Source organism: Bacteroides sp. OM08-11, from assembly GCF_003438665.1.
Lineage (GTDB): Bacteria > Bacteroidota > Bacteroidia > Bacteroidales > Bacteroidaceae > Bacteroides > Bacteroides cutis.
Map to the genome: position 1 here is coordinate 660,699 of NZ_QSTJ01000001.1, position 25,341 is coordinate 686,039.

At 39.1% G+C, this 25,341-nt stretch carries 26 protein-coding genes and 1 pseudogene; 15 read left to right on the top strand and 12 right to left on the bottom strand.

Annotated elements, in window-relative coordinates; genetic code table 11:
* Positions 1-99 precede the first annotated feature (99 nt).
* A complete protein-coding gene (locus tag DXC10_RS02450) occupies positions 100-1,110 on the top strand; it encodes an ATP-dependent 6-phosphofructokinase (RefSeq protein WP_101542153.1) in 1,011 nt (336 codons plus the stop codon).
* On the opposite strand, the gene rnc is transcribed toward DXC10_RS02450, so the two are convergent.
* The 3 genes from rnc to DXC10_RS02465 are packed head-to-tail and all read right to left on the bottom strand — an operon-like array spanning position 1,069 to position 3,501.
* Positions 1,069-1,971 (bottom strand): ribonuclease III, encoded by a 903-nt coding sequence (gene rnc / locus DXC10_RS02455; RefSeq protein WP_101542432.1) that lies wholly within the window; start codon positions 1,969-1,971, stop codon positions 1,069-1,071. The genes DXC10_RS02450 and rnc overlap by 42 nt on opposite strands.
* Positions 1,972-1,978: 7 nt before the next feature.
* Positions 1,979-3,241 (bottom strand): beta-ketoacyl-ACP synthase II, encoded by a 1,263-nt coding sequence (gene fabF / locus DXC10_RS02460; RefSeq protein ID WP_101542154.1) that lies wholly within the window; start codon positions 3,239-3,241, stop codon positions 1,979-1,981.
* 23 nt (positions 3,242-3,264) lie between these two features.
* Positions 3,265-3,501, bottom strand: coding sequence for an acyl carrier protein (locus DXC10_RS02465; RefSeq protein WP_101542155.1), 237 nt, complete (start codon positions 3,499-3,501; stop codon positions 3,265-3,267).
* Positions 3,502-3,599: 98 nt separating this feature from the next.
* Here DXC10_RS02465 and DXC10_RS02470 point away from each other — a divergent pair, with 98 nt between their 5' ends.
* Positions 3,600-4,214 carry a phosphoribosylglycinamide formyltransferase gene (locus DXC10_RS02470; protein WP_101542156.1) on the top strand — a complete coding sequence of 205 codons (615 nt, stop codon included), beginning with the start codon at positions 3,600-3,602 and terminating at the stop codon, positions 4,212-4,214.
* 14 nt (positions 4,215-4,228) lie between these two features.
* On the opposite strand, the gene pdxB is transcribed toward DXC10_RS02470, so the two are convergent.
* The gene (pdxB, locus tag DXC10_RS02475) at positions 4,229-5,272 is read right to left on the bottom strand and encodes a 4-phosphoerythronate dehydrogenase PdxB (protein ID WP_117737282.1); all 1,044 of its coding nucleotides are present in this window, start codon (positions 5,270-5,272) and stop codon (positions 4,229-4,231) included.
* Positions 5,273-5,382: 110 nt separating this feature from the next.
* On the opposite strand from pdxB, the pseudogene DXC10_RS02480 reads away from it, so the two are divergent.
* A pseudogene (locus DXC10_RS02480) lies at positions 5,383-5,934 on the top strand (ORF6N domain-containing protein).
* Between the two features lie 70 nt (positions 5,935-6,004).
* On the opposite strand, the gene DXC10_RS02485 reads toward DXC10_RS02480, so the two are convergent.
* Both DXC10_RS02485 and DXC10_RS02490 read right to left on the bottom strand, forming a co-directional pair.
* The gene (locus DXC10_RS02485) at positions 6,005-7,096 is read right to left on the bottom strand and encodes a hypothetical protein (RefSeq protein WP_101542158.1); all 1,092 of its coding nucleotides are present in this window, start codon (positions 7,094-7,096) and stop codon (positions 6,005-6,007) included.
* Positions 7,068-7,544, bottom strand: coding sequence for a hypothetical protein (locus tag DXC10_RS02490; protein WP_101542159.1), 477 nt, complete (start codon positions 7,542-7,544; stop codon positions 7,068-7,070). Before DXC10_RS02490 ends, DXC10_RS02485 begins: the two co-directional genes overlap by 29 nt.
* A gap of 274 nt (positions 7,545-7,818) precedes the next feature.
* Between DXC10_RS02490 and DXC10_RS02495 the strand changes: the two genes are divergently transcribed.
* The 5 genes from DXC10_RS02495 to DXC10_RS02515 are packed head-to-tail and all read left to right on the top strand — an operon-like array spanning position 7,819 to position 12,000.
* Positions 7,819-8,535: a family 2 glycosyl transferase gene (locus DXC10_RS02495; RefSeq protein ID WP_101542160.1), complete on the top strand. Its 717-nt coding sequence runs from the start codon at positions 7,819-7,821 to the stop codon at positions 8,533-8,535.
* A 6-nt stretch (positions 8,536-8,541) separates the two neighbouring features.
* Positions 8,542-9,303 (top strand): lipopolysaccharide kinase InaA family protein, encoded by a 762-nt coding sequence (locus DXC10_RS02500; RefSeq protein WP_117737283.1) that lies wholly within the window; start codon positions 8,542-8,544, stop codon positions 9,301-9,303.
* A 7-nt stretch (positions 9,304-9,310) separates the two neighbouring features.
* Positions 9,311-10,210, top strand: coding sequence for a glycosyltransferase family 2 protein (locus tag DXC10_RS02505; protein WP_117737284.1), 900 nt, complete (start codon positions 9,311-9,313; stop codon positions 10,208-10,210).
* A 28-nt stretch (positions 10,211-10,238) separates the two neighbouring features.
* Positions 10,239-11,084: an alpha-1,2-fucosyltransferase gene (locus DXC10_RS02510; protein ID WP_101542163.1), complete on the top strand. Its 846-nt coding sequence runs from the start codon at positions 10,239-10,241 to the stop codon at positions 11,082-11,084.
* Between the two features lie 13 nt (positions 11,085-11,097).
* The gene (locus DXC10_RS02515; protein WP_370448196.1) at positions 11,098-12,000 is read left to right on the top strand and encodes a glycosyltransferase family 2 protein; all 903 of its coding nucleotides are present in this window, start codon (positions 11,098-11,100) and stop codon (positions 11,998-12,000) included.
* Here the strand turns inward: DXC10_RS02515 and DXC10_RS16675 are convergent.
* From DXC10_RS16675 to DXC10_RS02530, 3 genes are read right to left on the bottom strand one after another with little or no spacing between them, the layout of a single operon-like run.
* A complete protein-coding gene (locus DXC10_RS16675; protein ID WP_101542164.1) occupies positions 11,997-13,055 on the bottom strand; it encodes an acyltransferase in 1,059 nt (352 codons plus the stop codon). The genes DXC10_RS02515 and DXC10_RS16675 overlap by 4 nt on opposite strands.
* A gap of 28 nt (positions 13,056-13,083) precedes the next feature.
* Complete coding sequence (locus DXC10_RS02525) at positions 13,084-14,319, bottom strand: NAD(P)/FAD-dependent oxidoreductase (RefSeq protein ID WP_117737285.1); 1,236 nt, start codon at positions 14,317-14,319, stop codon at positions 13,084-13,086.
* A gap of 1 nt (position 14,320) precedes the next feature.
* A complete protein-coding gene (locus DXC10_RS02530) occupies positions 14,321-15,187 on the bottom strand; it encodes a hypothetical protein (RefSeq protein ID WP_147331290.1) in 867 nt (288 codons plus the stop codon).
* 232 nt (positions 15,188-15,419) lie between these two features.
* Here DXC10_RS02530 and DXC10_RS02535 point away from each other — a divergent pair, with 232 nt between their 5' ends.
* Entirely contained in the window at positions 15,420-16,406 is a 987-nt protein-coding gene (locus DXC10_RS02535; RefSeq protein ID WP_101542167.1) for a hypothetical protein, read from the top strand.
* 22 nt (positions 16,407-16,428) lie between these two features.
* Here DXC10_RS02535 and glf read toward each other — a convergent pair whose 3' ends face one another.
* Positions 16,429-17,541, bottom strand: a complete 1,113-nt coding sequence (gene glf / locus DXC10_RS02540) for a UDP-galactopyranose mutase (protein ID WP_101542168.1) — start codon at positions 17,539-17,541, stop codon at positions 16,429-16,431.
* A gap of 8 nt (positions 17,542-17,549) precedes the next feature.
* Complete coding sequence (locus DXC10_RS02545; RefSeq protein WP_101542434.1) at positions 17,550-18,428, bottom strand: beta-1,6-N-acetylglucosaminyltransferase; 879 nt, start codon at positions 18,426-18,428, stop codon at positions 17,550-17,552.
* Between the two features lie 145 nt (positions 18,429-18,573).
* Here DXC10_RS02545 and DXC10_RS02550 point away from each other — a divergent pair, with 145 nt between their 5' ends.
* Genes DXC10_RS02550 through DXC10_RS02570 form a run of 5 tightly spaced genes read left to right on the top strand, consistent with a single transcriptional unit; the run spans position 18,574 to position 23,357 of the window.
* Positions 18,574-19,689, top strand: coding sequence for a glycosyltransferase (locus DXC10_RS02550; protein ID WP_117737287.1), 1,116 nt, complete (start codon positions 18,574-18,576; stop codon positions 19,687-19,689).
* A 26-nt stretch (positions 19,690-19,715) separates the two neighbouring features.
* Positions 19,716-20,645 carry a glycosyltransferase family 8 protein gene (locus DXC10_RS02555; RefSeq protein ID WP_101542170.1) on the top strand — a complete coding sequence of 310 codons (930 nt, stop codon included), beginning with the start codon at positions 19,716-19,718 and terminating at the stop codon, positions 20,643-20,645.
* The gene (locus DXC10_RS02560; protein ID WP_101542171.1) at positions 20,642-21,469 is read left to right on the top strand and encodes a glycosyltransferase family A protein; all 828 of its coding nucleotides are present in this window, start codon (positions 20,642-20,644) and stop codon (positions 21,467-21,469) included. Before DXC10_RS02555 ends, DXC10_RS02560 begins: the two co-directional genes overlap by 4 nt.
* Before the next feature lie 4 nt (positions 21,470-21,473).
* Positions 21,474-22,442: a glycosyltransferase family 2 protein gene (locus tag DXC10_RS02565; protein ID WP_117737288.1), complete on the top strand. Its 969-nt coding sequence runs from the start codon at positions 21,474-21,476 to the stop codon at positions 22,440-22,442.
* 3 nt (positions 22,443-22,445) lie between these two features.
* Positions 22,446-23,357: an alpha-1,2-fucosyltransferase gene (locus DXC10_RS02570; RefSeq protein WP_117737289.1), complete on the top strand. Its 912-nt coding sequence runs from the start codon at positions 22,446-22,448 to the stop codon at positions 23,355-23,357.
* Here DXC10_RS02570 and DXC10_RS02575 read toward each other — a convergent pair.
* Entirely contained in the window at positions 23,352-24,122 is a 771-nt protein-coding gene (locus tag DXC10_RS02575) for a family 6 glucosyltransferase (RefSeq protein ID WP_101542174.1), read from the bottom strand. The two genes, DXC10_RS02570 and DXC10_RS02575, sit on opposite strands and share 6 nt — an antisense overlap.
* A gap of 148 nt (positions 24,123-24,270) precedes the next feature.
* Here DXC10_RS02575 and DXC10_RS02580 point away from each other — a divergent pair, with 148 nt between their 5' ends.
* A complete protein-coding gene (locus DXC10_RS02580; protein WP_101542175.1) occupies positions 24,271-25,263 on the top strand; it encodes a glycosyltransferase family 2 protein in 993 nt (330 codons plus the stop codon).
* The last annotated feature ends 78 nt before the right edge of the window (positions 25,264-25,341 follow it).

A 25,341-nucleotide genomic window follows, 5' to 3' on the forward strand; every position in this document is an offset into this window, starting at 1 on the left:
TGCTAATGTAGCGATATGCCAATGTGCCAATGACGAAACGGATTCATTGCGCAGCCTATTAGCACATTAACATATTAATCACATTAGCACATTAAATTTATGAGAATCGGTATTTTGACTTCAGGGGGAGATTGTCCCGGTATCAATGCTACTATTCGTGGGGTATGCAAGACTGCTATTAATCATTATGGAATGGAGGTAATCGGCATCCATAGTGGTTTTCAAGGGCTATTGACAAAAGATGTAGAGTCGTTTACCGATAAATCTTTATCAGGATTGTTGAATTTGGGTGGAACTATGCTAGGGACTTCGCGTGAGAAACCGTTTAAAAAGAACGGTGTGATGTCGGATGTCAACAAACCGGCTTTGATAGAGCAGAATGTAAAAGAGTTGGGTTTGGATTGTGTTGTCTGTATCGGTGGCAATGGTACGCAGAAGACTGCTGCTAAGTTGGCCGCTATGGGGTTGAACATTGTATCTGTACCCAAGACGATAGATAATGATATTTGGGGTACGGATTTTTCTTTCGGCTTTGATTCGGCTGTCAGTATTGCCACAGATGCTATTGACCGTCTGCATTCTACTGCCAGTTCGCACAAGCGTGTGATGGTGATTGAGGTGATGGGACATAAAGCGGGATGGATTGCTCTTTATTCAGGTATGGCAGGCGGTGGTGATGTGATTTTAATCCCTGAACTTCCTTATAATGTTCATAATATTGGTGATACTATTCTGAACCGCTTGAAGAAGGGTAAACCATACTCTATTGTGGTAGTTGCCGAAGGTATTCTGACAGATGGCCGGAAACGTGCCGCCGAATATATTGCACAGGAGATAGAGTATGAAACGGGCATTGAAACCCGTGAAACCGTACTTGGGTATATTCAGCGTGGTGGTTCGCCTACACCTTTTGATAGAAATCTTTCTACCCGTATGGGCGGTCATGCTACGGAACTGATAGCAACCGGACAATTCGGACGTATGGTGACGCTGAAGGGGGATGATATATCTTCTGCTCCTCTGGAGGAAATTGCCGGAAAGCTGAAATTAGTGACCGAAGAACACGATTTAGTCGTTCAGGGGCGCAGGATGGGAATTTGTTTCGGATAAAGTTATACCTTGTCCTGAGCCGCAAGAAGTTTCTTCTATGATGATCATGTCTTCTGTAGTAGGAGTCTCTTTTTCTGTAATTTCTGTATGATTTTGTATTTTAGCCGCTTCAATATTTTCTTTGAAAGTAGCATCACTTTTAATCTTCTTCAATGCCATTTGGGCGGCGTTTTGTTGTGACTCTTTCTTGGAGTATCCTCTTCCTGTACCGGCGGAGATGCCTTCTATACGGATTTCGGTGTGGAACATCGGATTGTAATCTTCGTCAAGAAATTGCTCAATCAATTCAAAGGATACCTCCATCTTGTTCTTCTGGCTCCATTCGATGAGCTTGGACTTGAAGTTGACCTCTTTGCGCGACATCTTGTCGAGGTCGATGTAATGCTTGAAAATCTTTTCCTCCATGAACTGCTTACAACGGTCGTAACCTTGGTCCAGATAAATAGCGCCGATGAATGCCTCGAAAGCGTTGCCATACATATAGCTATTGTGCGAGGAGGAGCGACTGGAGTATTTCACCAGTTTGTCCAATCCAATTTCTACCGCCAGCTTGTTCAATGTTTCCCGTTGTACAATTTTGGAACGGGTGTTGGTAAGAAAACCTTCACGACGGCCCTCAAAATGACGGTAGACAATATCTCCCACGATAGCGTCGAGAATGGCATCACCTAAAAACTCTAAGCGTTCATTGTTTATCGGACGTCCTTGGTCGGAGCGGAGAGAAGTTGATTTGTGTAATAAAGCCTGATGGTAAAAACGAATATTGCGAGGGAAAAAACCAAGTATCTTATAAAAACAAAGATAAGACTCTCTATCCTTACGGAATAAGAGTCTTATCTTGTCTATTTGGTTACGTAACACGACCGTATTATTCTTCGTATTTCTTGAAAATAACACATGCATTATGACCACCGAATCCGAAAGTGTTGGAAAGGGCTGCGTTTACTTCACGTTTTTGCGCTTTGTTGAACGTAAAGTTCAGGTCATAGTCGATGTTTTCGTCATTATCTCCTTCTGCGTGATTGATGGTTGGAGGAACAATACCGTTCTTGATGGCAAGTATACTTGCAATGGCTTCTACTGCACCGGCAGCGCCCAGCAAATGGCCTGTCATCGATTTCGTTGAACTGATATTCAATTTATATGCATGCTCTCCAAATACTTCCTTGATCGCTTTTGCTTCAGAAATATCACCAACCGGAGTAGATGTACCGTGAACATTGATATAATCAATTTCTTCGGGTTTCATTTCTGCATCTTCCAATGCATTTTCCATTACTAACTTAGCTCCCAAACCTTCAGGATGAGAAGCTGTCAGATGATAAGCATCAGCAGACATACCTACGCCAGCAAGTTCTGCATAAATCTTTGCACCGCGAGCTTTGGCATGCTCCAATTCTTCGAGAACTAAACAACCACCACCCTCACCCATGATAAATCCATCACGGCTTGCGCTAAACGGACGGGATGCAGTTTCTGGAGATTCATTACGAGTAGATAAAGCGTGCATAGCATTGAAACCACCTACACCACAGGCAGCAATAGCTGCTTCTGAACCACCGCTTACAATGGCATTGGCCTTACCCAGACGGATGAGGTTAAATGCATCGGCAATAGCATTTGTAGATGTGGCACATGCAGAACAAGTCGCATAGTTAGGACCATGAAAACCGTACAAGATTGAAATTTGTCCGGCTGCAATATCCGAAATCATTTTGGGGATGAAGAACGGATTGAACTTAGGACCATTTTCTTTATTGAGGGCATAGTTACCTGCTTCTTCTTCAAATGTACGAATTCCACCAATACCGGCGCCAAAAATGACACCAATCTTGTTCAAATCCTCATTTTCGACATCAAGACCAGAATCTTCTACCGCTTGCTTGGCTACACCGATGGCATACTGAGTGTATAAATCCATCTTACGAGCCTCTTTACGGTCTATATATTGATTAGCATCGAAGCCTTTCACTTCGCATGCAAACTGGGTCTTGAAAAGTGATGCGTCGAAATGAGTAATAGGCCCTGCTCCACTAACCCCATTCACGAGATTTTCCCAAAATTCGGGTACTGTGTTGCCAATGGGAGTAATAGCGCCAAGACCTGTTACTACAACTCTTTTTAATTCCATACTAAGAAATGAATGGATTAAGATTACTTAGCGTGTTCTTCGATGTAAGATACAGCATCCTGTACAGTACCAATCTTTTCAGCTTGATCATCAGGAATAGAAATGCCGAATTCTTTTTCGAATTCCATGATAAGTTCTACAGTGTCAAGAGAATCAGCTCCTAAATCGTTAGTGAAGCTAGCTGTTTCAGTAACTTCTGATTCTTCAACGCCTAATTTGTCGACAATAATCGCTTTCACTCTTGATGCAATTTCAGACATAACTTTAAGTTTTTAATTAATAATTAGTTTTATTTCTTTAAATTTGCGGTGCAAAGGAATAAATATTTATCGTTCCTCGCAAATATTTGATGAATTAAATGTACCTTTTTGCACATTTTTCACGGTTTTGTGCAGAGATTGGAGGGTTTATGAGTAAGAACATTGCTGTTTTAGCTTCCGGTAATGGCACGAATGCCGAAAATATCATTCGCTACTTTCAAGATAGCGAATCGGTTCATATAGGACTGGTTTTAACTAACCGGGAAACCGCTTTTGTGATGGAACGTGCACGTTGTCTGAATGTTCCGTCGGTTTATATACCTAAAGAGGAGTGGAAAGAAGGTATGTCTGTGTTGGCTCTTCTAAGAGATAGAAAGATTGATTTTATAGTGTTGGCAGGTTTTCTGGCACGTGTACCGGATTGTATCTTGCATGCTTATCCCAATAAAATTATAAATATTCATCCTTCTTTACTGCCTAAGTTTGGCGGAAAGGGAATGTATGGTAATCGTGTACACGAGGCGGTGGTAGCTGCCGGTGAGAAAGAAAGTGGTATTACTATACATTATATAAATGAACATTTTGATGAAGGAAAGATTATCAGGCAGTATAAATGTCCTATTTGGCCGGGTGAAACAGCAGAACAGGTAGCGGAAAAAGTACATGCGCTGGAGTATGAATATTATCCGCAAGTCATTGCAGAACTGATATAGTGAGAAAACAAAGTTTAGGGGCACAAAATAGTGTAAGCGTTTTTCTCCCTTCTCAGGGGATAATCTCCCCGTAACTTTTCAAATAATTCAGGATGGGCCTTCAGGGCTTCACTGTCCCGGCGAGGGTCGTACATTTTTAAATAGGCTTCCTCCATAGAGGATGTTGTGAGCTGTGCTTGTTCGGGTTCTGGTGGTATGATGCGGTAATCGGCTTGCAGATTGAAATGACGGCAAAGTGCATCGAGAGACATTCGTGTAGCGTTTGCCTTGCCGTCTGCTGAGTATCCTGCAATATGCGGGGTTCCAAGGAATACCTTATTTAATAAGGTGAGGTTGATGTTTGGCTCGTTTTCCCAGACGTCAATGATGGCATCCGAGATAATTCCTGTAGCCAAAGCTTCCAATAGTGCATTTGTTTCTATGACTTCTCCACGGGAGGTATTGATAATGACTGGCTTTCGTCTCAATGATTGGAAGAAGGCATTATCTGCCAAATGGAACGTTTTGTATTTTTCTTCCTTATATAAAGGTACGTGGAAAGTCAGTATATCGCATACTTCGGCAAGCGTTTGGAGGGAGGAGAAGTCTTTTCCTCCTTCTTTATCTTCGCGGGGAAGGTCATTCAGCAATACGCGCATGCCGAATTCTTGGGCGACTTTAGCAATTTTACTGCCTACATTTCCTACTCCGATAATTCCGATGGTGGCTTCGGAAAGTTTTACTCCTTTCAGTTGCTGCAACAGTATCAGGGAAGATTGCAGGTATTGGGCTACCGATGCGGAATTACATCCGGGAGCATTCTTCCAGGTAATTCCGGCTTCCCGGCAATATTCCGTATCGATATGATCGAAACCGATGGTAGCAGTAGCAATGAACTTTACTTTGCTGCCTTCCAGCAGTTCGCGGTTACAATGAGTGCGGGTGCGGATTATAAGTACATCCGCATCTTTTACCAATGCGGGAGTGAAATCACCTCCGGGTAGATAAACCACTTCATCTGTTATCTGCTCGATAGCTTCCTTTATAAAAGGTATTTTGTTGTCGACAATGACTTTCATTTCATTTACCGTTAATTGTAGGCAAAGTTAAAAATAAATTATGAGAATAGGGGATGCCGGTACAATAATGTATATCATTGTAGATGGTTCGTTACATAAATTAAGATATTATGAAAAATGTACTTATGGGCTTTGAAGAAGTGGAAGATAAAATAATTGTGCTTCGTGGGCAAAAAGTTCTTTAGGATAGGGATGTGGCTGCTTTGTATGGGGTAGAAACACGTGATATTAATAAGTCAGTTAAAAATAACCCGAATAAATTTCCTAAGGGGTATATTATGGAGCTGAACGATAGTGAGTTAAAAGGTTTGCGGTGGAAAAATTCCACCACTAATCTCTCTAAGTCAAGAGTATTGCCGAAAGCGTTTACCGAAAAAGGACTTTATATGATTGCCACTATCTTAAAGAGCCCTCGTGCCACAGAAGCTACATTTGCCATTATTGAGACCTTTGCTAAATTGCGATAGTTATCTCGTGTTATGAATAGCTTGCCGGATGCTTCTGAGGAGCAACAAAAATCTTTATTGCAAAAGAGTGGTGAATTGTTTTCTGATTTATTGGATAACAATCTTCAGGCAACAGATTCGGAAACGGCTATAGAGTTAAATCTTGCCCTGCTGAAGGTAAAACATACCGTGAAACGGAAAGCAGAAAAGGAATAAGCTATGGAGTTAAGCCGATAGTTTTGAATGTTGTTTTTTTCAAGACTATCGGCCTATAACTTCTTTATTATCAAAATGAAGCTATTTCATATTTTGATTGCGGTATGCTAAATCCTTCTTTTTGTGCGGCGAGGCGAACGCTTCTCATGCTTTTCTGGTATTGACGAAGTAATTTGGCATCAGAATTAGCTACACGTCCATCACCTGCGGTATTTGCGGTGACTTTGTGACGAACCCGATCTTCAAAAGTATTTTTGGCTTTCAATTCCCATTTGTTATACAATGTCTGATAATAGCTCAAACTCTTGCCGGAGGCGATATTGTCTTCATCAACTTTACCTCCAATGTTTTCCGGGGCATCTTTTTGGCTTGCATCGTGTGCTATCGTCGCTGCTGTTACCCCGGCTTGTGCAAAGTTGAATGCGGCTTCAGTCAACATGCCGCGTACTTCCTTTTTCCATGCCTTGTTGTCAGCCCGGAATGCTTCAAGGTTGGAACTGGCGACTTGTGAGCTGTTGAAAGAGCGAAACTGTCCATCAGTCCATTTACCTACTTCCCACACATCAAGCGCATGGAATATCATGCCAATACCTTGGCGGATACCGTTTCGCATGATACCATAGATAATGTCGCCATCGTCTTCCACGGTCAGACCGAAACCATCAGGAGTACCTCCGGTGGTCTCTCCTAAATAGAGATTGTTATCGAATTCTGTCATGCAAAAGCGTTGCGAGGATGATGCTGATGATGAAATAGTTTCACTGGCAGGCTTATCGTTCTCAAAACGCCCTTCATAAACCAAACTTCCGTCAGAACTGTAACAAGAGCCTTTGCCGCTTTTTTTCCCGTCGCGCCAATTGCCAACATACACAACTGCACCGGATACATTAGGGATACCTTTTACATTAGCGATGAGCATGCCCCGGCCACTTATCTTGTCTTCTGAGAAATCGCCTACATATACGGCTCCGCTTTTTTGGCGTTCTATGCCAAATCCATTTTTACGTTTGCCGTTATAGTTATATTGCCCGATGTAGTCGGTCTTGTTGCCCTCGCCGAAAAGTATGGTTGCAATGTCTTGGGCACTGACCGGAATACAGACGACGGATAGGAAGAGTGCCAGAAGTACGGCTCTACTTTCCTTTATAAACAAAGTCTTCATTGATAGTGTATTTGTCACTTTTTTGTGCCTTCTTAAGTAATTTTAGCCCTTCCTTTTCTGCGATATTCTCCATGAAGAACGGCTTCTTGAGGTTGGCGTTGCACAATACATAATAGGTTTCGCCGTCTTCCAAGTTAAGGTTCAGTTCTGCGTGGTACACACCGCCTTTGCTGGGACAATCTACAGATATGACATAGCTGTCAGGATGCTCGAAGGTTATCTTACGGGCGCACATGTTATACAGCTTCGTTTCTGCCCCCTTATAGGTTGGTTTGCCTTCCGGATTAAGGGTAAAACCTTTCTCTCCGTTTACATTGAACACGTATTCGGAATGCCAAAAACGAAAGTCTATAAAGAAATAGACGGTACTTTGTGCTTTCGCATTCTGAATGCAAATAGCGGCTAGCAAAAAAGTTGCTAAAATTAATTTTTTAAAAATGGATTTCATCTTGTCTTGTCATTTAAAGTTTAACATATAGTGATAATTAGAATGATTTATCTATGACATAAAATCAATGTTGATTAATTCTGATATTCATTACAAATATAGTTGTTTATTTGAGACGGTAGATAACTATTCTAAATAAAAATATACCGTGAAACGGAAAGCTGAAAAGGAATAAAATAGCGAACTGTTTGGTTGTGTGCGAAATATTGCATAGTTTTGTCAACTTATAGTAATGATACAGTTTATTAAACGAGGATAAAACGCCCCAAACAGTATGAAGTGTGTTCATATCATCACCCCCGTGAAGGACTCTATAGAGTTGACATTGCAGGCTGCGGAAGCCATTATGGCATCTGACCTAAACGTTCCTTTTGTATATACTATTTATAATGATTTCAGTACGGAAGAAAGTACTGCCCGGTTGCAGGAGGCTTCTGCGAAATTGGGATTTGAACTGGTAAATCTTTCGGATATCACCGACCATCCTTCCCCTAATTATCTGCTTGTGTTGCAGATGGCCCAGCAACGTGCCATCCGGGAAGAGGCAGGACTGATTATCGTTGAATCGGATGTGATAGTGAAGAAAAACACCTTGCAGTCTTTGTTCGACGGAGCACTCCAAAGAGAAGATTGCGGTATTGCCGCTGCCGTCACTGTGGACGAGAAGGGAGATATCAATTATCCCTATCTGTTTGCCAAAGGTCGCGAAAACCAGGTATTCCCGGAGAAGAAGCATTGTAGCTTTTGCTGTTCTCTGCTAGCTTTGAACTTCCTGAAAACGTTTGACTTTCACCAACTGGACCCGGAAAAGAACTGGCATGATGTTACTATCTCCCATCAATCATTGAAAGAGGGTTTCAAGAATTATCTGTTTACTACCTTGCCGGTGTGGCATCGCCCGCATGGCAGCCGTCCCTGGAAACAGTTGAAGTATAAAAATCCGTTGAAATACTATTGGTTGAAATATACGAAGGGATTAGATAAAATCTGACCGGTTATGAGTAGTGTAAAGAAAAGAAAGAATATTATCTCCCATCCCCATGCTTTGATGCTTCATCCTGACTTTGAAGACATGAGGGAGTTTGTAGTTTCACTTCCCGAACGTTTCCAGAGAGAAGAAGGGGTCGTCATCCATAAAAAACGTAATGAACTGCGGAGGATGGAGTATAAAGGCAGGCAATTTGTAGTCAAGTCTTTTCAGCGTCCTAACTTTCTTAACCGATTGGTGTATGGCATTTTTCGCGCATCAAAGGCTCAACGCTCCTATGAGTATGCCGAAAGATTTTTGGCGATGGGTGTGGGGACTCCCCAGCCGGTGGGGTATTTGAATATTCGTAGGGGGGGCTTGTTCGATGAAAGCTACTATGTGAGCTGTCAATCGGAGTGTACGCATGTTTACGCTGATTTATTTTATGAGAAGTTTGATTGTGAGGAAGAGGTGTCGCGGGCAGTGGGACGAACTACCGGCATTCTTCATGAACATGGATATGCGCATAAGGATTATGGACGCGAAAATATTCTGTTCTGTAAGACACCCGAAGGCGTTAAGCTCGAAATAGTAGACCTGAACCGGATGTATATCGGTTCTATCGGCATCAAAGCGGGATGTAAGAACTTTATGCGCTTGCCGGCAACTCCGCAGATGCACCGTTGGATAGCAGAGGAATATGCCAAGGTTCGAGGTTTCGATGTTAAGGAATGCTTGGACTTGATGGTGGCTTATAGAAGTACCCAGACGAGCGAGGGAGATATATATTGAGGATACTATGAAGATTATAGCTGTAGTCGTAACTTATAACCGGCTGGAACTTTTGAAAAGAACCGTCGGGTGCCTGCAACAAAACAAACCAGTGTCTTCTATCGTGGTAGTTAACAATGGAAGTACGGATGGCACTGCCGATTGGTTGGAGGCTCAACCGGAATTGGTGGTTATCAGCCAAGCTAACGTCGGTGGTTCGGGTGGCTTCTTTGCCGGTATGCAATATGCCTATCAGGCAGGGGCAGACTGGATATGGTGCATGGATGACGATGTGTTTCCGCGCGCCGATTGTCTGGAACAGTTGTTGACGTGCGCCAACAGGGAAGATGTGGGGATACTTGCCCCACGCCGCTTGCAAGAAGGTAAGTTATTCACTCATGAGTTTCAGGGGTATAACTTGACAAATCCGTTTGCATCCATGTATACGGGTAAACTGTCGAAACAGCAAGTTACCGCTCCTACGGAAATTCAAGGTGCTGCCTTTGAAGGGCCGTTTATTCGCCGTGAAGTGGTTGGAAAAATTGGTTATCCCAATAAAGATTTGTTTATTTTCTGTGATGATACCGATTATTGCCTTCGTACGGTGCAGGCAGGCTACAAGATAATATATGTGCCTTCGGCCTTGATGGATAAGGAGAAATTCTTCTCGGATGACAGTTGGAGCGAACGGAACAAAAAGAAAAAGTGGAAGCGTTTCTACCAAGTGAGGAACTCCACGTACCTCAGCCATCATTACGGGCGAAACTGGGCGGTGAAATATCTCAGAGGCTTTATCGGGGTGGGGGGATATATCCTGACGGCTCTGGTTACCTGCCCCTTTACGGATGCTTACCGGTGGAGCGATATCTCCAAACTCTGGAAAGCCTATCGTGACGGGGTGAACGAGCGGTTGGGAATTATGAAATAAAACTATTTTAAATATAAACGGTCTTATTATGAGGCTTATAAAAGTAACAGGCGGTTTAGGAAATCAGATGTTTATTTACGCTTTTTATCTGCGGATGAAGAAGCGCTATCCTAAAGTACGCATAGACCTTTCGGATATGATGCATTATAAAGTGCATTACGGATATGAAATGCATCGTGTATTTAACCTGCCCCGCACGGAGTTTTGCATTAACCAGCCTCTGAAGAAAGTTATCGAGTTTCTTTTCTTCAAAAAAATATATGAACGGAAGCAAGACCCTAATAGTTTGCAGGCTTTTGAGAAGAAGTATTGTTGGCCTTTGCTTTACTTTAAAGGGTTTTATCAGTCAGAACGATTTTTTGCGGATATTAGGGACGAGGTGCGGGAGGCTTTTACCTTTGACAAAAGTAATGCCAACAAGCAAAGCCTTGATATGCTGGATAGGTTGGACAAAGATGAAAATGCGGTATCTCTGCATATTCGTCGTGGAGACTATCTGCAACCGCAACACTGGGCTACTACCGGAAGTGTATGCCAATTGCCTTATTACCGGAACGCCATAGCGGAAATGAACAAGAGGGTTTCCGCCCCGTCTTATTATGTCTTTTCGGATGATATTGCCTGGGTAAAGGAAAATCTATCGTTGCCGAATGCGGTGTATATTGACTGGAATAAAGGTGAAGATAGTTGGCAAGACATGATGCTGATGAGCCATTGCAAGCATCACATCATCTGTAACAGTACATTCAGTTGGTGGGGAGCCTGGTTAAATCCCCGTGAAGACAAAACGGTGATTGTACCTTGCCGTTGGTTCCAACATTCCGAGACTCCGAATATCTATCCTGCGGGATGGGTAAAAGTAGCAATAGACTAATACATAGAACATCATGAGTACATGTTTCCTGAAAAAAGCAGGCTTCGCCCTTATCGAAAGTTTCAAAGCTTTCCGGTTGACGCCTTCTCCGCGGTTGATAATGACCTTGCTGGTGAAGAATGAAGAGGATGTTTTGGAGGAAAATCTGCTCTTTCATAAAGCTATGGGAGTGGATGGCTTCATTATAACCGACAATAATTCCACAGACCGTACTTTGGAGATTATCCGTAAATATCAAGAGAAGGGGTGGGTGAAAGAACTGATTGAAGAGACGGCCACCAATTATGAGCAGAAGCAGTGGGTGGACCGCATGGTTTGGAAAGCTAAAACTGTGTATAAGGCGGATTGGGTCATTAATGCCGATGCCGACGAACTGTGGTATTCCCCTTCGGGTAATCTTAAAACAGAATTATCTGCCACGCATGCCAATGTGCTGAATTGTGAAGTGAGAAGTGTATATCCGGAAGAAGGAAAACCTTTCTGGCAGTGGGACAAGATGGTAAAGCCTGTTTATAACCAGGAACTTTATGACCTGTCGCTTTATTCTTTGTTTGAACGCCAGAATAAGAAAGTAATTCACCGCACCACCTGTTACCTCCAGATTTCTATGGGTAATCATAAGGTCACGATGTTTCCCAAGCGCTCGGAGTTTGGCAATGTGCGTGTTTATCACTATAACATACGTGGCAAACGGCATTTCATGGAGAAAATGATTAATGGCGGCAAGCAACTGGAGCAACACAGCAGCAAACACGGCGGACGGCATTGGCGCTACTTCTACGAGTTGTACAAGGAAGGAAAACTGGAGGAAGAATACGGTCGTGTCATCGGAACACCGGTTTTCGACCGTCTTGTAGCGGACGGATTTATCTATACGGATACTACGATACCGGAGTTCTTCAAAAAGCTCTGTTAGTTTCTTGTTCTTGTTAATTCTGGTTGCTTGCTTTTTATTATGGATTTTATAGGATTGTGTATAAACCGGACAATATATGAACTTCCTAATGAGACGATAAGCAGTACCGGATATATTAATATGGGATAACGAAATCCATAGATGAAATCGTGAAATAAATAGTAAGCAAAGAAGGTGTGAATTAACCATAGGTTGGTAGAGTGGCTTCCCCAAAATTCTAATATACCGCATATGCGCCTGCTTCGTTTCATGCAGATATAACATATTAAAAAAGGTATCACAAAAAGTGGATTCAGAATACTGGGTCCTAACATCATCCTGAGTATGCAAAGGGTTAATAAGCTGCCGGTCAATAAAAGATTTCTTTTTAAAGGGTAATATCGGGAAAAATAAGAGCGGTAATATTCAAATATATTGTAACGGGCAAATAAGGCTCCGCAGATAAACGTGAATGAAAGAGTGATGTACCATAATATAATTTGCAATGGCTGATATTGTAGAATATAGGGACGGAACTGTTTTCCGGCAGTATTGGCTGTGAAATATAAAATACATACTATCGTAATAGTTATAATAGTAGCTTTGATATCTAGTTTATGCAGAAATCTGAAAATGTATTTTGAGCTAATGACAAGTAGGACATAAGGGAGGAAAAACCACCATTCTCTATTGTAGCTGCAATCCAATGCAACGAAATTACCGATAAATTCCATTAAACTTCCGGGATAACTTTTAGGTTTTATGAGGCATGCCAATGGAATGAACAGTAAAAAAACAATCCAGTAATTCACGTAGAGATTGAATATCCTATTCCATGAGTGCATTATTCCTCGGTTCTTTTTATAAGTTATGGCAAGTCCGTATCCGCTGAGAAATATGTATATCGGAACACAAAACGCTGCCACCCGGCTTAATGCTAATACGAGTGGTTTCCCATTCCAGAAGTTTATGAAAGTATGGCATTGTTCTACATTTGCAGTTGTGTTGAAAAGATGAAGAAATAACATCATCAGAATGGCAATTCCTTTTAGCTGCAATGTTTCTTCTTTTGTCATGATGATTTTATATAAGTATTAATCCTCTTTATAGTATTTTTTTTAAGTCCAGAGCAGCGCCTATGGCAACATCCATATTATAATATTCCCATTCGGCAAAACGTCCTAATAGATAGAAATTCTCTTTTTGAAGATTTTTTTTCAATGTGTTTATCATTTCACGGGTAGTATTGCTTTGGATAGGATAGGTGTATTTTTCATAATGGTGAGTCAGGTATTTCGGGTGATATGGAATACGGCGAAGGTTATCCAATATGTCTTCCTTAGATATAAAATCGGTAAATTCAATGCTGGCGGTAACTACTCCCTGAACGTTATTGTTGGGAGAGAAATTACCGCTACAAATGATACGGTGAGATTCGTGTTTATTACTTGGCAGATAAATCCAACTATAGTTATTGGGAGATATTTCACAGAAAACACTGGTGGTGCCGTGAGACTCTAATCCGTCAATGAATTTCTCGTATGTGTGGATATTGACTTGTCCTTTGAGTATTGAAGGTAATTTCTTGATGTTTCCGCAGAATATAACTTTATCAAAAGCTTCTTCATCAATTCTCCATTGTTTGCCGGTGCGTTCTATGTGGCTTGCCGGAGTGTTGTATCGGATTGATAGCCCTTCGGCCAGTCGATCGGCAAGAAATTGTGAACCTCCTTTTAACGGATAATAAAAGGAACTGTGTACGAAAGACTGTTCTTTGATGTGGTTGATGTTGTTGTATATCATTTCTTGCACAGTAGGCATGGGCAGTTTACCTTCTAACCATGAAAGAGGTATTTGTGTCAGGCTTCTTCGCCAGACTTTATAGTTATAAGGCTTGAAATATAGTTCATATAAGGTTTCTCCAAAGCGGTAACGGAGGAACTCCTCGAAATTGGCAGGTTCTTTATCTTGGCGTTTGGCGATTGTAAGCCAATCGTTTATGATTGCTTTTAGCTTGTTCTCCCCCAACTTATAGGCATGGTTTTCGATTGGGTATGGAATGATAGTTTCGTCATCCATGCTGACGGCGGAGTTGCGTTGTGCTTTTGTAAATTCCTTTTCTTTATCAAAGTGTTTCCAAAACCAGTCTGATACATCTTGGCGTTTGGTGTTGAACACGTGCCCGCCGGTACGATGAAAAAGGTTCCCATTGATGGAGTCGCATTTTATTATTCCTCCCGCCCGTGAATCGGCTTCAAAAATAACGGTATCATGATTGTCTTTGAGCATTTGGGCGATGGACAGACCGGATACACCGGCACCTATGACAGCTATTTTCATATTATTTCCATTTTGAAAGTTTTACAGGATGGAAGTATAAGGTGTCTTGGGGGTAATTCTCTACCAGTTTGGACAAGCTATAATTATACTTTTCTGCAAAGATTTTATCCTGGGGAGGCCACATGACTCCTGATTTCATTTTCAGGTCTGTTGTAAATTTTAGCTTGTCTGTGGAGAGTACCAGAGCTGTAGGGATTGCAAATTCTACGAATAAGCTTGTAGCGGCAAAGGCACCGCAATAAAGCGTAAATTTGTCCATCATATCACTCGTGAGTACCAATATATCCGCATATCCACCTACAAGGGGGTAAGCCAAACATCTTCTGTGGAAGTGTCGCATGTACTTGAAGATATATTTAAAGTGCCTTTCTATCAAAGGCCTTAGCGGGATGGGAGAATAAGGTATATTGTATTTATCAAATTGTGCTTTGGCTTCATCTATGGCAGGCAGGATGTTGCAGACTTCTACGCCACGTTGTTTCACAACGTATTTCATCGCTTCGGTTTGCCGCCATGGATGGTCCAGTTCCTGCATTTTTATGATATAATCTATGTAACATTCGTCTTCTGCCAGTCCCATTTCACTCAATAGATTTCTTTCATTTAGAATGGGATTGATAATCATATCGTCGGCAACTACAAAGAAATGTGTAAATCCCATTGGCTTGAGATGCGTATATGCTTGGCTCAGGTATCCCGAAAAGTAATAGGAGGACTCGTAAACAGGAATTACATTCGGCAGATTGCCGTCATAAAACGGGACAATATGGAATATGTGTGAAAAGCGGTTTCTGTATATGTTTTCAAGACGACCTATATTCTGGTCGTATCGGTGGTTGTATATGATTAAAAGGGCTGTTTTACACATGTGTTATGGCGTTTTTTAAACGTTCGTTTAATAGACGCAAAGATATAAGTTATTTTTATATCCAAAAAAAACTTACAGCCTTTTTTCGGTATTTATGGTAAAACGGTATTTATTCTTATTGTAGACTAATCTCTGATGGTTATAAATATAGACGATTATACATCTCGGGAGGTAAAGGAAAAGTATGTTTTTTAAACGAACGTTTAAAAAACACTTAAAGGTTAATTAAGTAATGAATATTCGTAAAATTATAAAGTTTGTAGAGGGAGTGATTAGAGTCTACAGATTGTCCGGAGGTTTTCATGAAGAAGAAAGAAAAATGTTGGACTTGCATTATACGAGTATAAAAAAAATAGGTATTGAGGCATTGCAGATTGTGATGATGGTAGATGGGAGATGCGTGCATGGGGGGCTCGCAGATCGCATCAGGGGAATTGTAACGGTTTATGATTATTGTAAGGAAAAGGGTATACCTTTTTATCTGCATTATGTTTATCCGTTTAAATTGGAAGACTATTTTGAACCTAACCGATATGATTGGCGAATTACGGACAAACAAATTTCATACCATCCTGAAGAGGCATTACCGGTATTACTTCAGGTGAAACTCTTACCGAACAAATTACATCGTTTGTATTTGAACCATTTGATTTCTAAGTATCCTGAACGACAACTGCATATTTACTCAAATGCTCTTTTTGCAGATAGTCGGTTTTCACAAAACTTCTCAGATTTGTTTAGACCTACATTCCGATTACAAGAGGCTCTTTCTGTTCAAGTCACTCATATTAGTGAACCATATATCGCGATGGTTTTTAGGTTTCAACAACTGTTAGGAGATTTTAAAGAAGATGGTTATCAAATTTTATCTGTACGAAAACAAAAAGAATTAATTGAGAAATGTATAAATAAAGTGGAAGAACTTTATGTCTTATATCATTCTGGACAAAAGATATTAGTTACTTCTGATAGTATTACTTTCTTGGAGACTATAAAGAAACAGAAAAATTATGTCTCAATCATCCCGGGAAAAGTAGTTCACATGGATTATACTTCAGAAGCCGAATATGAAGTCTATATGAAGTCTTTTATAGATTTACTTATGTTGTCGAAAGCAGAGAAAATATACCTTCTTCAGACAGGGGACATGTATCGTAGTGGTTTTGCTAAAAGAGCAGCAAAAATTAATAATGCTCCTTATGAAGAAATTGTTTTCTAAATTCTTTCGTGCGAGAATGATTTTACTGATATAGTTCAGTTGTCCATAATTTCAATGCCTCCGTTATCGTATCATCCATATCGGCGTATGTATATTGGGCCAATCTCCCTCCGAATAATACGTTTTTCTCTTTTTGTGCAAGTTCTTGATACTTTTTGAATATTTTAGTATTGGTTTCGTCATTTACAGGATAATAGGGCTCTTTCCCCTTTTCAAAGTCATCAGGATATTCATAGGTGATGACTGTTGAGGGTTGCTTGCCAAATTCAAAATGCTTGTGCTCAATGATACGGGTATAAGGAATTTCGCGTGCTGTATAATTTACAACTGCATTTCCTTGGAAATCATCGGTATCTTTTAAGCGCTTATGCTCAAAGCGCAGGCTGCGATATTCCAAAGATCCACAAACGTAACTAAAGTACTCATCTATACAACCTGTGTAAAGAACCTTTTCGGCTAAAGCATCCAATTCTTGACGGTGTTTTATATAATCTACCCCTATACGGATTTCAATGCCCTCTAATAAAGCGTTAATAAGGCGATTATACCCTCCGATAGGAATACCCTGATATGGGTCGTTGAAATAATTGTTGTCGAAAACGAAACGGAAAGGAATACGTTTAATAATAAAAGCCGGAAGTTCTGTTGCCGCACGTCCCCATTGTTTTTCTGTATATCCCTTTATCAAGCGTTGATAGATATCTTTTCCACAAAGTTTAAGGGCTTGTTCTTCCAGATTCCGGGGATTGGTGATGTATTCGTATTCTTTGCACTGCTCTTTTATCTTGGCTCTGGCTTCATCAGGAGTACGTACTCCCCAAAGCTGATAAAAGGTATTCATATTAAAAGGAAGGTTATATAACTTTCCTTCATAATTAGCTATCGGTGAATTAATGTAACGATTAAACTCGACAAAATGGTTTACATACTGCCATACTTCCTTATTATCAGTATGGAATATGTGGGCGCCATATTTGTGGACATGTATATCATCTATTTCTTCACAGTAAATATTTCCACCTGTGTGCAAACGCTTTTCTACAACAAGACACCGCTTTCCGGTTTTATGCGCTTCGTGTGCAAATACAGCTCCAAATAAGCCACTGCCGACAATTAGATAATCGTATTGTTTCATACTTCTTTTTACTTTGAATATATTGCTACTATCCGATTAATCAGTTCCTGTTGGTCGGAACTGAACTTACGGGCAAACAATTCGTCTGAGTGGGATATTTCTTCAAAGTCTCCTTTCTGCCAATTATAGGGGGCTCCTCTCTTCCAGTCTATTAAGCGCATATTTCCATGGTCTTCGTCGAGGCTGTAAATATTGGCTTTGAAGGGAGAATTCCATAAAATGGTTTGTACAAATATCTCATCAGGGCATAAAGTGTACTTAAACCGTTTGAGTACAAATTCTTTTTGTTTAATGAGGTATTGGCAGAAATCTTTGGTAATACTGAACCATTGAGAGCCTTTTTTAAAGTCCACTTCACATTTTCTGCGGAAATGGATAAGCTTCTGAGTAATTAACAGCAAGTTATGACATGGGGCTGTAATGGTATGCCACTTGTTGTTACTGCGTTTCATACTTTTAGTAAAAATATAATACCGGAAAATTTTACGCTCCAAATCTCTTTGTTGTTCTGGCCCTTGCCAGAAATTGACGAATTCTTTTCCTGCGTTTTTTTGAAAGAAAGAATGGATATAGTCTTGACTTTTGATAGCTAGATCAGCTCCAGACAAAAGATGAAAATATGCATAATCTCCATTATCTACCGCTGTTTCCATAAGGGTAAATTCCGCTTTTACCAAACTAACGTCACCCCAATACAGTTTGATGGGATCTTTAATAATATAAAAGCCGGCTTTTTTTGTTTGAAAAGCTTCCGCTTGTTTCCGCAACGAGTAGGAACGCTTATCTATATATAGATAAATGTCATTCCGCTCGTCATCAAGCATTGATAGAAGAGCTTCCAATACAGGATAGTCATTATGGGCAATGATTAAATAAGCATGCTTTATCATACTCTGTTTTTTAAGACACATTAGTACATTCAAAAAGCTCAGTTTAGGTTGATAATTACAAAGGTACTCTATATTTTTAAAACAATACTCAATCTATTCATTTTTTTAGTCTATATTTGCAAAATTCGTATATATTATTGTTGTGAGAAAGAAAATTCTGTTTATAATTGAGAACCTAAGAGGGGGAGGAGCGGAAAAGGCTTTGATAGATCTACTGGAGCGTTTTGATTATACCCGCTATGATGTTTCTCTCTGTGTGGGCTATCTGGAAGGAATTTACCTAAATAATATCCCTGAAAAAGTAACTTTGATTGCTCTATACAAAGAGAATCATTCACTTTGCCGTAAAGCGTTTAGATATTATAAAAGGTTTCATTTTTCATATATGCTAAAGTATCAGTTGAAAAGAAAAGTCACAGAGTATTATGATGTTATAATTTCTTTTCTGGAGGGGCGTTCATTGCTTTTGCATAACTTGATAAGGCGACAAGGGAAGATTAATGTAACATGGGTTCACTGTGATTTGTTGAATTATCATTGGACTACATCTGCCTTTCCGAATTTCCGATCGGAAAAGGATTGTTATGCCCATATGGATAAAGTGGTGTTCGTGTCTCAACGGGCAATGAAAAACTTCTTCGAAAAGTTTCAAATATCTGTTCTTTCAGCTTGCATTTATAATATTGTGGATGCGGTTCGTATTCAAAGTTTAGCGGCAGAGGAAAATATAAAACATCCTTGTTTTACAGTGACTTCTATAGGTACATTAAATTCGGTGAAGGCTTTTGATCGTATAATTCGTATTGCAAAACGCTTTCAGGAAGAAGGTTATCACATTCATTTTCAGATAATAGGAGAAGGAGGGGAAGAAAAACAGTTGAAAAAGCAGTGTTGTGAGTTGGGTGTACAAGATATCGTTTCTTTTTTAGGTTTTATGAGTAATCCATATCCTTATTTGAAAGAATCGGATATATATGTCAGCACTTCTCGGTCTGAGGGTTTTTCATTGGTTATTTGCGAAGCGATGTGTTTAGGTATTCCTGTAGTAGCCACTCCTACGGCTGGTGCTGTTGAGTTATTGGATGGGGGTGAATATGGTGTATTGGTTGGGTATGACGATGATTCTATATATCAAGGGTTAAAAAAGCTGATAAATGACAAGCAATTGAGACAGCAGTATGCAAAGAAAGCTATTTTGCATTCTGAAATTTTTAAAGCGGATGAGGTGATGCGGAAAGTCTATGAGTTGTTTGATTGATAATTGAAAGTTTTAATTCTTACATTATGGATATTTTATGTACCATAGATAATAATTATGTTCAGCAATGTTGTTGCATGCTGGTATCTTTTTTTGATAATAACAGGAGAGGTAAGCATTCAGTCCATTTATTTTCAGAAAAGATGGCTCCTGAAAATCAGAATATCATAAGGAATTTGGTTGAATCTTATCAAGGTATATTCTATTATTATCAAGTAGATTCTTCTGAGTTTGGCTCTTGTTCCATGAAAAATATGGGATATTATACAATGGCAATTTATCACAGATTGCTTATGGCTAGATTGTTGCCTGATAATTTAGATAGAGTTTTATATTTGGATTGTGATTTGGTTGTAGATGGTTCTTTGGAGGAATTTTGGGGGATGCTGTTAGACAATTATGCTTTAGCGGCTGTAGATGAACTGAATAGTTGTGCTCCGGATGTTTTTGAGAGATTGGGGTATGATGCGAAATATGGCTATTTTAATGCCGGGGTCTTATTGGTAAACTTGAAGTATTGGCGGGATAATAATCTGACTAATGCTTTCTTGGAGTATATGTCTTCACATTCTGACAAACTGAAGACACATGACCAAGATGTGTTGAATGCGTTGTTACATGATAAGTGTAAACATGTTTCTCGGAAGTGGAATACAGAAGAGGCTTTTTATCATTATTATGTCATTAAAAAGTGGCGAAAAATGAATTCAAAAGAAATGAAAAAAGTTCTTTTCAATCCGGTAATTATACATTATTCATGGAAGCCGAAGCCTTGGGAGAAATCATGCAGACATCCTTTGCGGTTAAAGTACTTTTTCTATTTAAATAAAATTACTCTTTTTTCGACTTATAAACCTTCTTTTCCTGAAAGGATGCTGGCTCATTATGATGAGTTCTATTTTAAGTTGTTACTTAGATTGGGAGTTAAGGGACACAGATTTTATAAATTAGCATGAGTAAAATGAGGGATAAGGGATATACACTTGTTTCCATTGTAGTTCCATGTTATAATCAGGCAGTATTTTTACCTGATACATTGGACTCTGTACTGTCACAAACGTACAAACATTGGGAGATTATAATAGTGAATGATGGTTCTCTGGATGATACGGAAGTTGTTGCCCGGGAATATATGTTAATGGATTCTCGAATTCATTATGTGTATCAGGAAAATGCAGGTTTACCGGCAGCTAGAAATAGGGGAATTGAACAAGCTCAGGGAGAATTTATCTTGCCTTTGGATTCTGATGATATCATAAAACCTGAATATCTTGAAGAAGCGATGAAAGCTTTCGAGAAAAATCCACGGTTGAAAGTGGTTTATTGTCTTGGGGTTATGTTTGGAAAAATAAATGAACCGTGGGATTTAAGGTATAGGGGATACCGAAACCTTCTTGTAAGGAATGCTTTCTTTTGCTCATCAATTTTTAGAAAAAACGATTGGTTGAGAATTGGTGGTTATGATGAAAACATGCGAAAGGGATATGAAGATTGGGAGTTTTTTATCCGTCTCCTAGATGAACATAGTCTAGTGTATCAAATACCTCAGCCTCTATTTTATTATCGTACTAAGGAATGTTCTATGACTATTTTGGCTTCACAAAAAGAGACGGCAACTCAGATAGAAGCTTATATGTACTCTAAACACCAAGAACTGTATATTTCTTATTATGGAGGAATTTTAACGGCTTTGCATGACTTGAGTTGGTTCAAAGAACGTCGGGAACGAAGTAAAAATAAATGGTATAAAAGACTTTATCATAGATATATAAAGAAATAGCAAAATGGAAGTTACACCTTTGGTATCTGTTGTGATACCAGCCTATAATAGTGAGAAAACACTGGATACTTGTATCAAAAGTGTCACCACCCAGAGTTATTCTAATCTAGAGATTATTGTTGTAAATGATGGTAGTAGTGATGACAGCAAAAGTATTATAGAAGGTTATGTTATTCGGGATCCTCGTATCGTTTTGATTGATAAATCGGCTAATGAAGGTTTAGTACAGGCACGGTACGCCGGTGTGGAAGTTGCCAGTGGAAAATACATTCAATATTTGGATAGTGATGATATCTTACGTGAAGGGGCAATAGAGCATTTGGTGAAAAAAGCGGAAGAGACAAATGCAGATATAGTGGTGGCTCCTTTCTTTTATTGTGGGGATGGAACTTTACAGAAATCCTTGTTTTTTATTTTTGATGAATTGTCTGGTATAGATTATCTAAGAAACGTGATGATGTGGAAAGCACATTGGTGTGTATGGTCCAAATTTCATTTACGTTCTCTATATCAAAACCCTATAGAACGTCCTGATATTTCGTTGGGTGAAGATGTCATTCTTTCCACTCAATTACTTTTTTATGCAAGAAAAGTAGTACCGATTTATCAAGAGGTAGTTGATTATAATTTTACTTCATCATCGATGTCTCATTCTGATAATTTTGATGATGTTAAATATGAAGACTTTAAAGGGTACGTGAAATGGTTTAACGATTTTATGCGGACGAAAGGATTGGTAGATGTCTTAAGGAAAGAAATTGCCTTTTTTCATCTGAAAGCTGTTCAAACACAATTTGGTTGGAGAAAGATAGAAGATGTTGATAAGGAGATGAGAAACCTTATTGCCAATATCAAGCTTTATCCTGAATTCTCTAAGGCGTTGACAAGAAGAGAACGTAGACTTGTAGCTTTATATAGGTTTTCACATTGGTTAGGGTATCAAAAACTGAAAAGTTATCGAAGAAAAAAGTAGGTTATGAAGATATTTAGGAAATGGAAAGAAAGTATTTATAGAAGATTGTTGGAGGGCGGGTTGATAGCTCCTAAGATTGTGGTTCTGATAGATGGTGGAGTTTGCTCGCAGATGCACCAGTATTTATTAGGGCAATTATATGCGGAATGTGGATACAAAGTAGTCTATGATTTATCATTTTATGATGAATTAGGACTAGACAAAGACCGTAAGTTTGTACGTAATTTTGATTTGTTGAAAGCTTTCCCTTACTTGGAGTTTAATGTGGCATCTCCAACAGAAATAGGGGTGTATAGACGGAAATATCATTATATAGGAAACAATACGACGGCAAGAATTGATGATTTTTCGTTTTTGGAGAAAGTGCCGCCCGTTTATTTAGGAGGATATTATCTTCTTCCTGCTGATGTGTGGTTACCGGCTTTTCATTTTCTTTTCAGAATGACTTCGGGGGTACTTGATGCAGATAATATGCGGATGTGTAATGAAATAGATTCCCAACCTTACTCTGTAGGGGTACATGTTCGTAGGGGGGACTTGAAAGTGGAACAATATGATTATGGTATGCCTCCTACTTTAGAATATTATAAAAGAGCGGTTGATTATTTTATAAGAAAGTTTGAGAATTCATTTTTTTTCTTCTTCTCGGATGAACCGGAATGGGTGGCTGATGAACTTATACCCTATTTGAAGCTTTCTACTGATGAATGTAAGGTAGTGGACATAAATGGTTCCGATAGGGGTTATATGGATTTATTTCTGATAGCTCATTGTAAGCATCAGATAACTAGTAAAGGTACATTAGGTAAATATGGTGCGTTATTGCAGGATAGTCCGGAAAAAGTAGTGATACTTTGTGATGATAAACTGGAATATCGTTACAAAGAGTTGTTACAAAATACTGTTTTCCTATAGTTTCTTGATTAAACGGTGTAGCCATGAATCTTTTTTTCTGAGAAACTTATGGCCACCATATTCTTTCTTACTTTTATCTCGTATCATGATTTTCTCCTCAAATGGTAGTATGCTACCTTCTGGATAAAGGTAAGACGGTGACAATGTAGTAGGAGGATTTTCCAGAAAATAACGGTTTATATGTGACTCGTCGTGCCATACGGCGATGAACCTTTGTTGAAGATCCTGGTCTATTCTTCTTTTAATGGTTTCACATAGTTTGATATATTCTTTTGTCTTGCCTCCCGAAAATCCTCCTGCATAGTAATATATTCCCTCTCCTTCGGCTATATAGGCGGTAGAATGTGGGGAACGTTCGTATGTAAATTCATTATTATTTTTGTTGAAAAAACCGGGATGTAGGGTACCTACCAAACCATTGCCGATAGCAGGTGGTAATATTTCAAGACCTACAGTTTGTTTGAAAAGGAGATTTGCATTGCAAAAAAACAAATAATCTGTCTCTTTGAGTAATCGCTCTTTGATTTCCAAGAAAATATGAAATCTTTTCAGCGTATTGTTGGGCCATCCTAAGTTTTTTTGATAAATCCGATGTATATGTTGGTTCTCTTTTTCTCCAAATAAAAGTTTGCTATCTGTAAATACATAATACTCGCGTATACAATTAGGATCGTCTGAGAAAAAGTGACTTTCTGAACTTAAATAAAAATCCTTCCAAAAGATGTCATATTTGCCGGTACAGATATAGAGTATACCAATTTTCATACATATTATATTTTATTGATTGAGCAAAATTAGAAAGAACTTATGAGATTGGATAGCTTTTACTATTATTTATTGTTTTGACTGTCTTTAATGAAATTAATCATATAATTTTGTATTTCAATTTTGTCTGATTAATAATATAAAGTTTATGGCTTTTTCTAAACCTCTGGTATCAGTTATAATTCCTGTCTATAACGTTGAACATTATATAGAACAATGTGTGCGTAGTGTGATAGAGCAGGAGTATGATAATAAAGAAATTATACTTGTGAATGATGGAAGTACAGATGGAACTATAGAGGTGGTACGCAGATGTTTTCATGATTATCCGCATATTACTATTATTGAACAAGAAAATCAAGGAGCTGCATGGGCACGTAAAAATGGATTGGATATTGCAAAAGGTAAATATGTGCAGTATCTGGATGGAGATGATACATTATTGCCCGATGCATTGGCTGATTTGGTGGAATGTGCGGAAAAATCACAGGCTGATATCGTGGTTGCCTCTTTTTATTTTTGTCGTCCACAGGCTGAGAAAGAAAGATCTGTCTATTTGGCTTTCGATGAGATGAATGGCATATCTTATTTTGGGGAGATATTGGATGGTAGAGGATATTGGTGCCTGTGGTCTCATTTTCAAAAGCGGACATTATTCTATGATTACGGAGTAGAAATTGTATCCGGTATTAATTTTGGTGAAGATGCCATTTGGATGACACAACTTTTATTTCATGATCCTAAGATCGTGGCATTAAATAAAACGACAGTTAATTATAATATTAATCCTTATTCAATATCCTATCGTCAGGAAATTGCCTGTAAACGACATAATGATTATAGAGCTTATCAACTCTGGATTGAAGATTATGTACAGAAATATGGATATTGGAACCGATTTGAAGAGAAGTTTGCTATTTTGCATATAGAAACAGCTCAAGTTAGTATTCGGCGAAAAAGGTTTGAGAGGACTTTTTCAGATGTAAGGCGAGTTGTTTGTGCGATAGATAAATATCCGCAATTGTCGGAAAAACTATACGGAAGGCTCTTTAAACTTGTCCGGCTGTACAAGAAATCTCCTGTGTTGAGTTTTCTTAAATTAAAATATTATGTGATAAAAGGAATGTTACTGCTTATTTGATGGGTTTTAAACCAAGTACTTTTCCAAACGAAATAATCTTGTGTCAATATAACATGGATAGTTATCGATTGAAGTGTA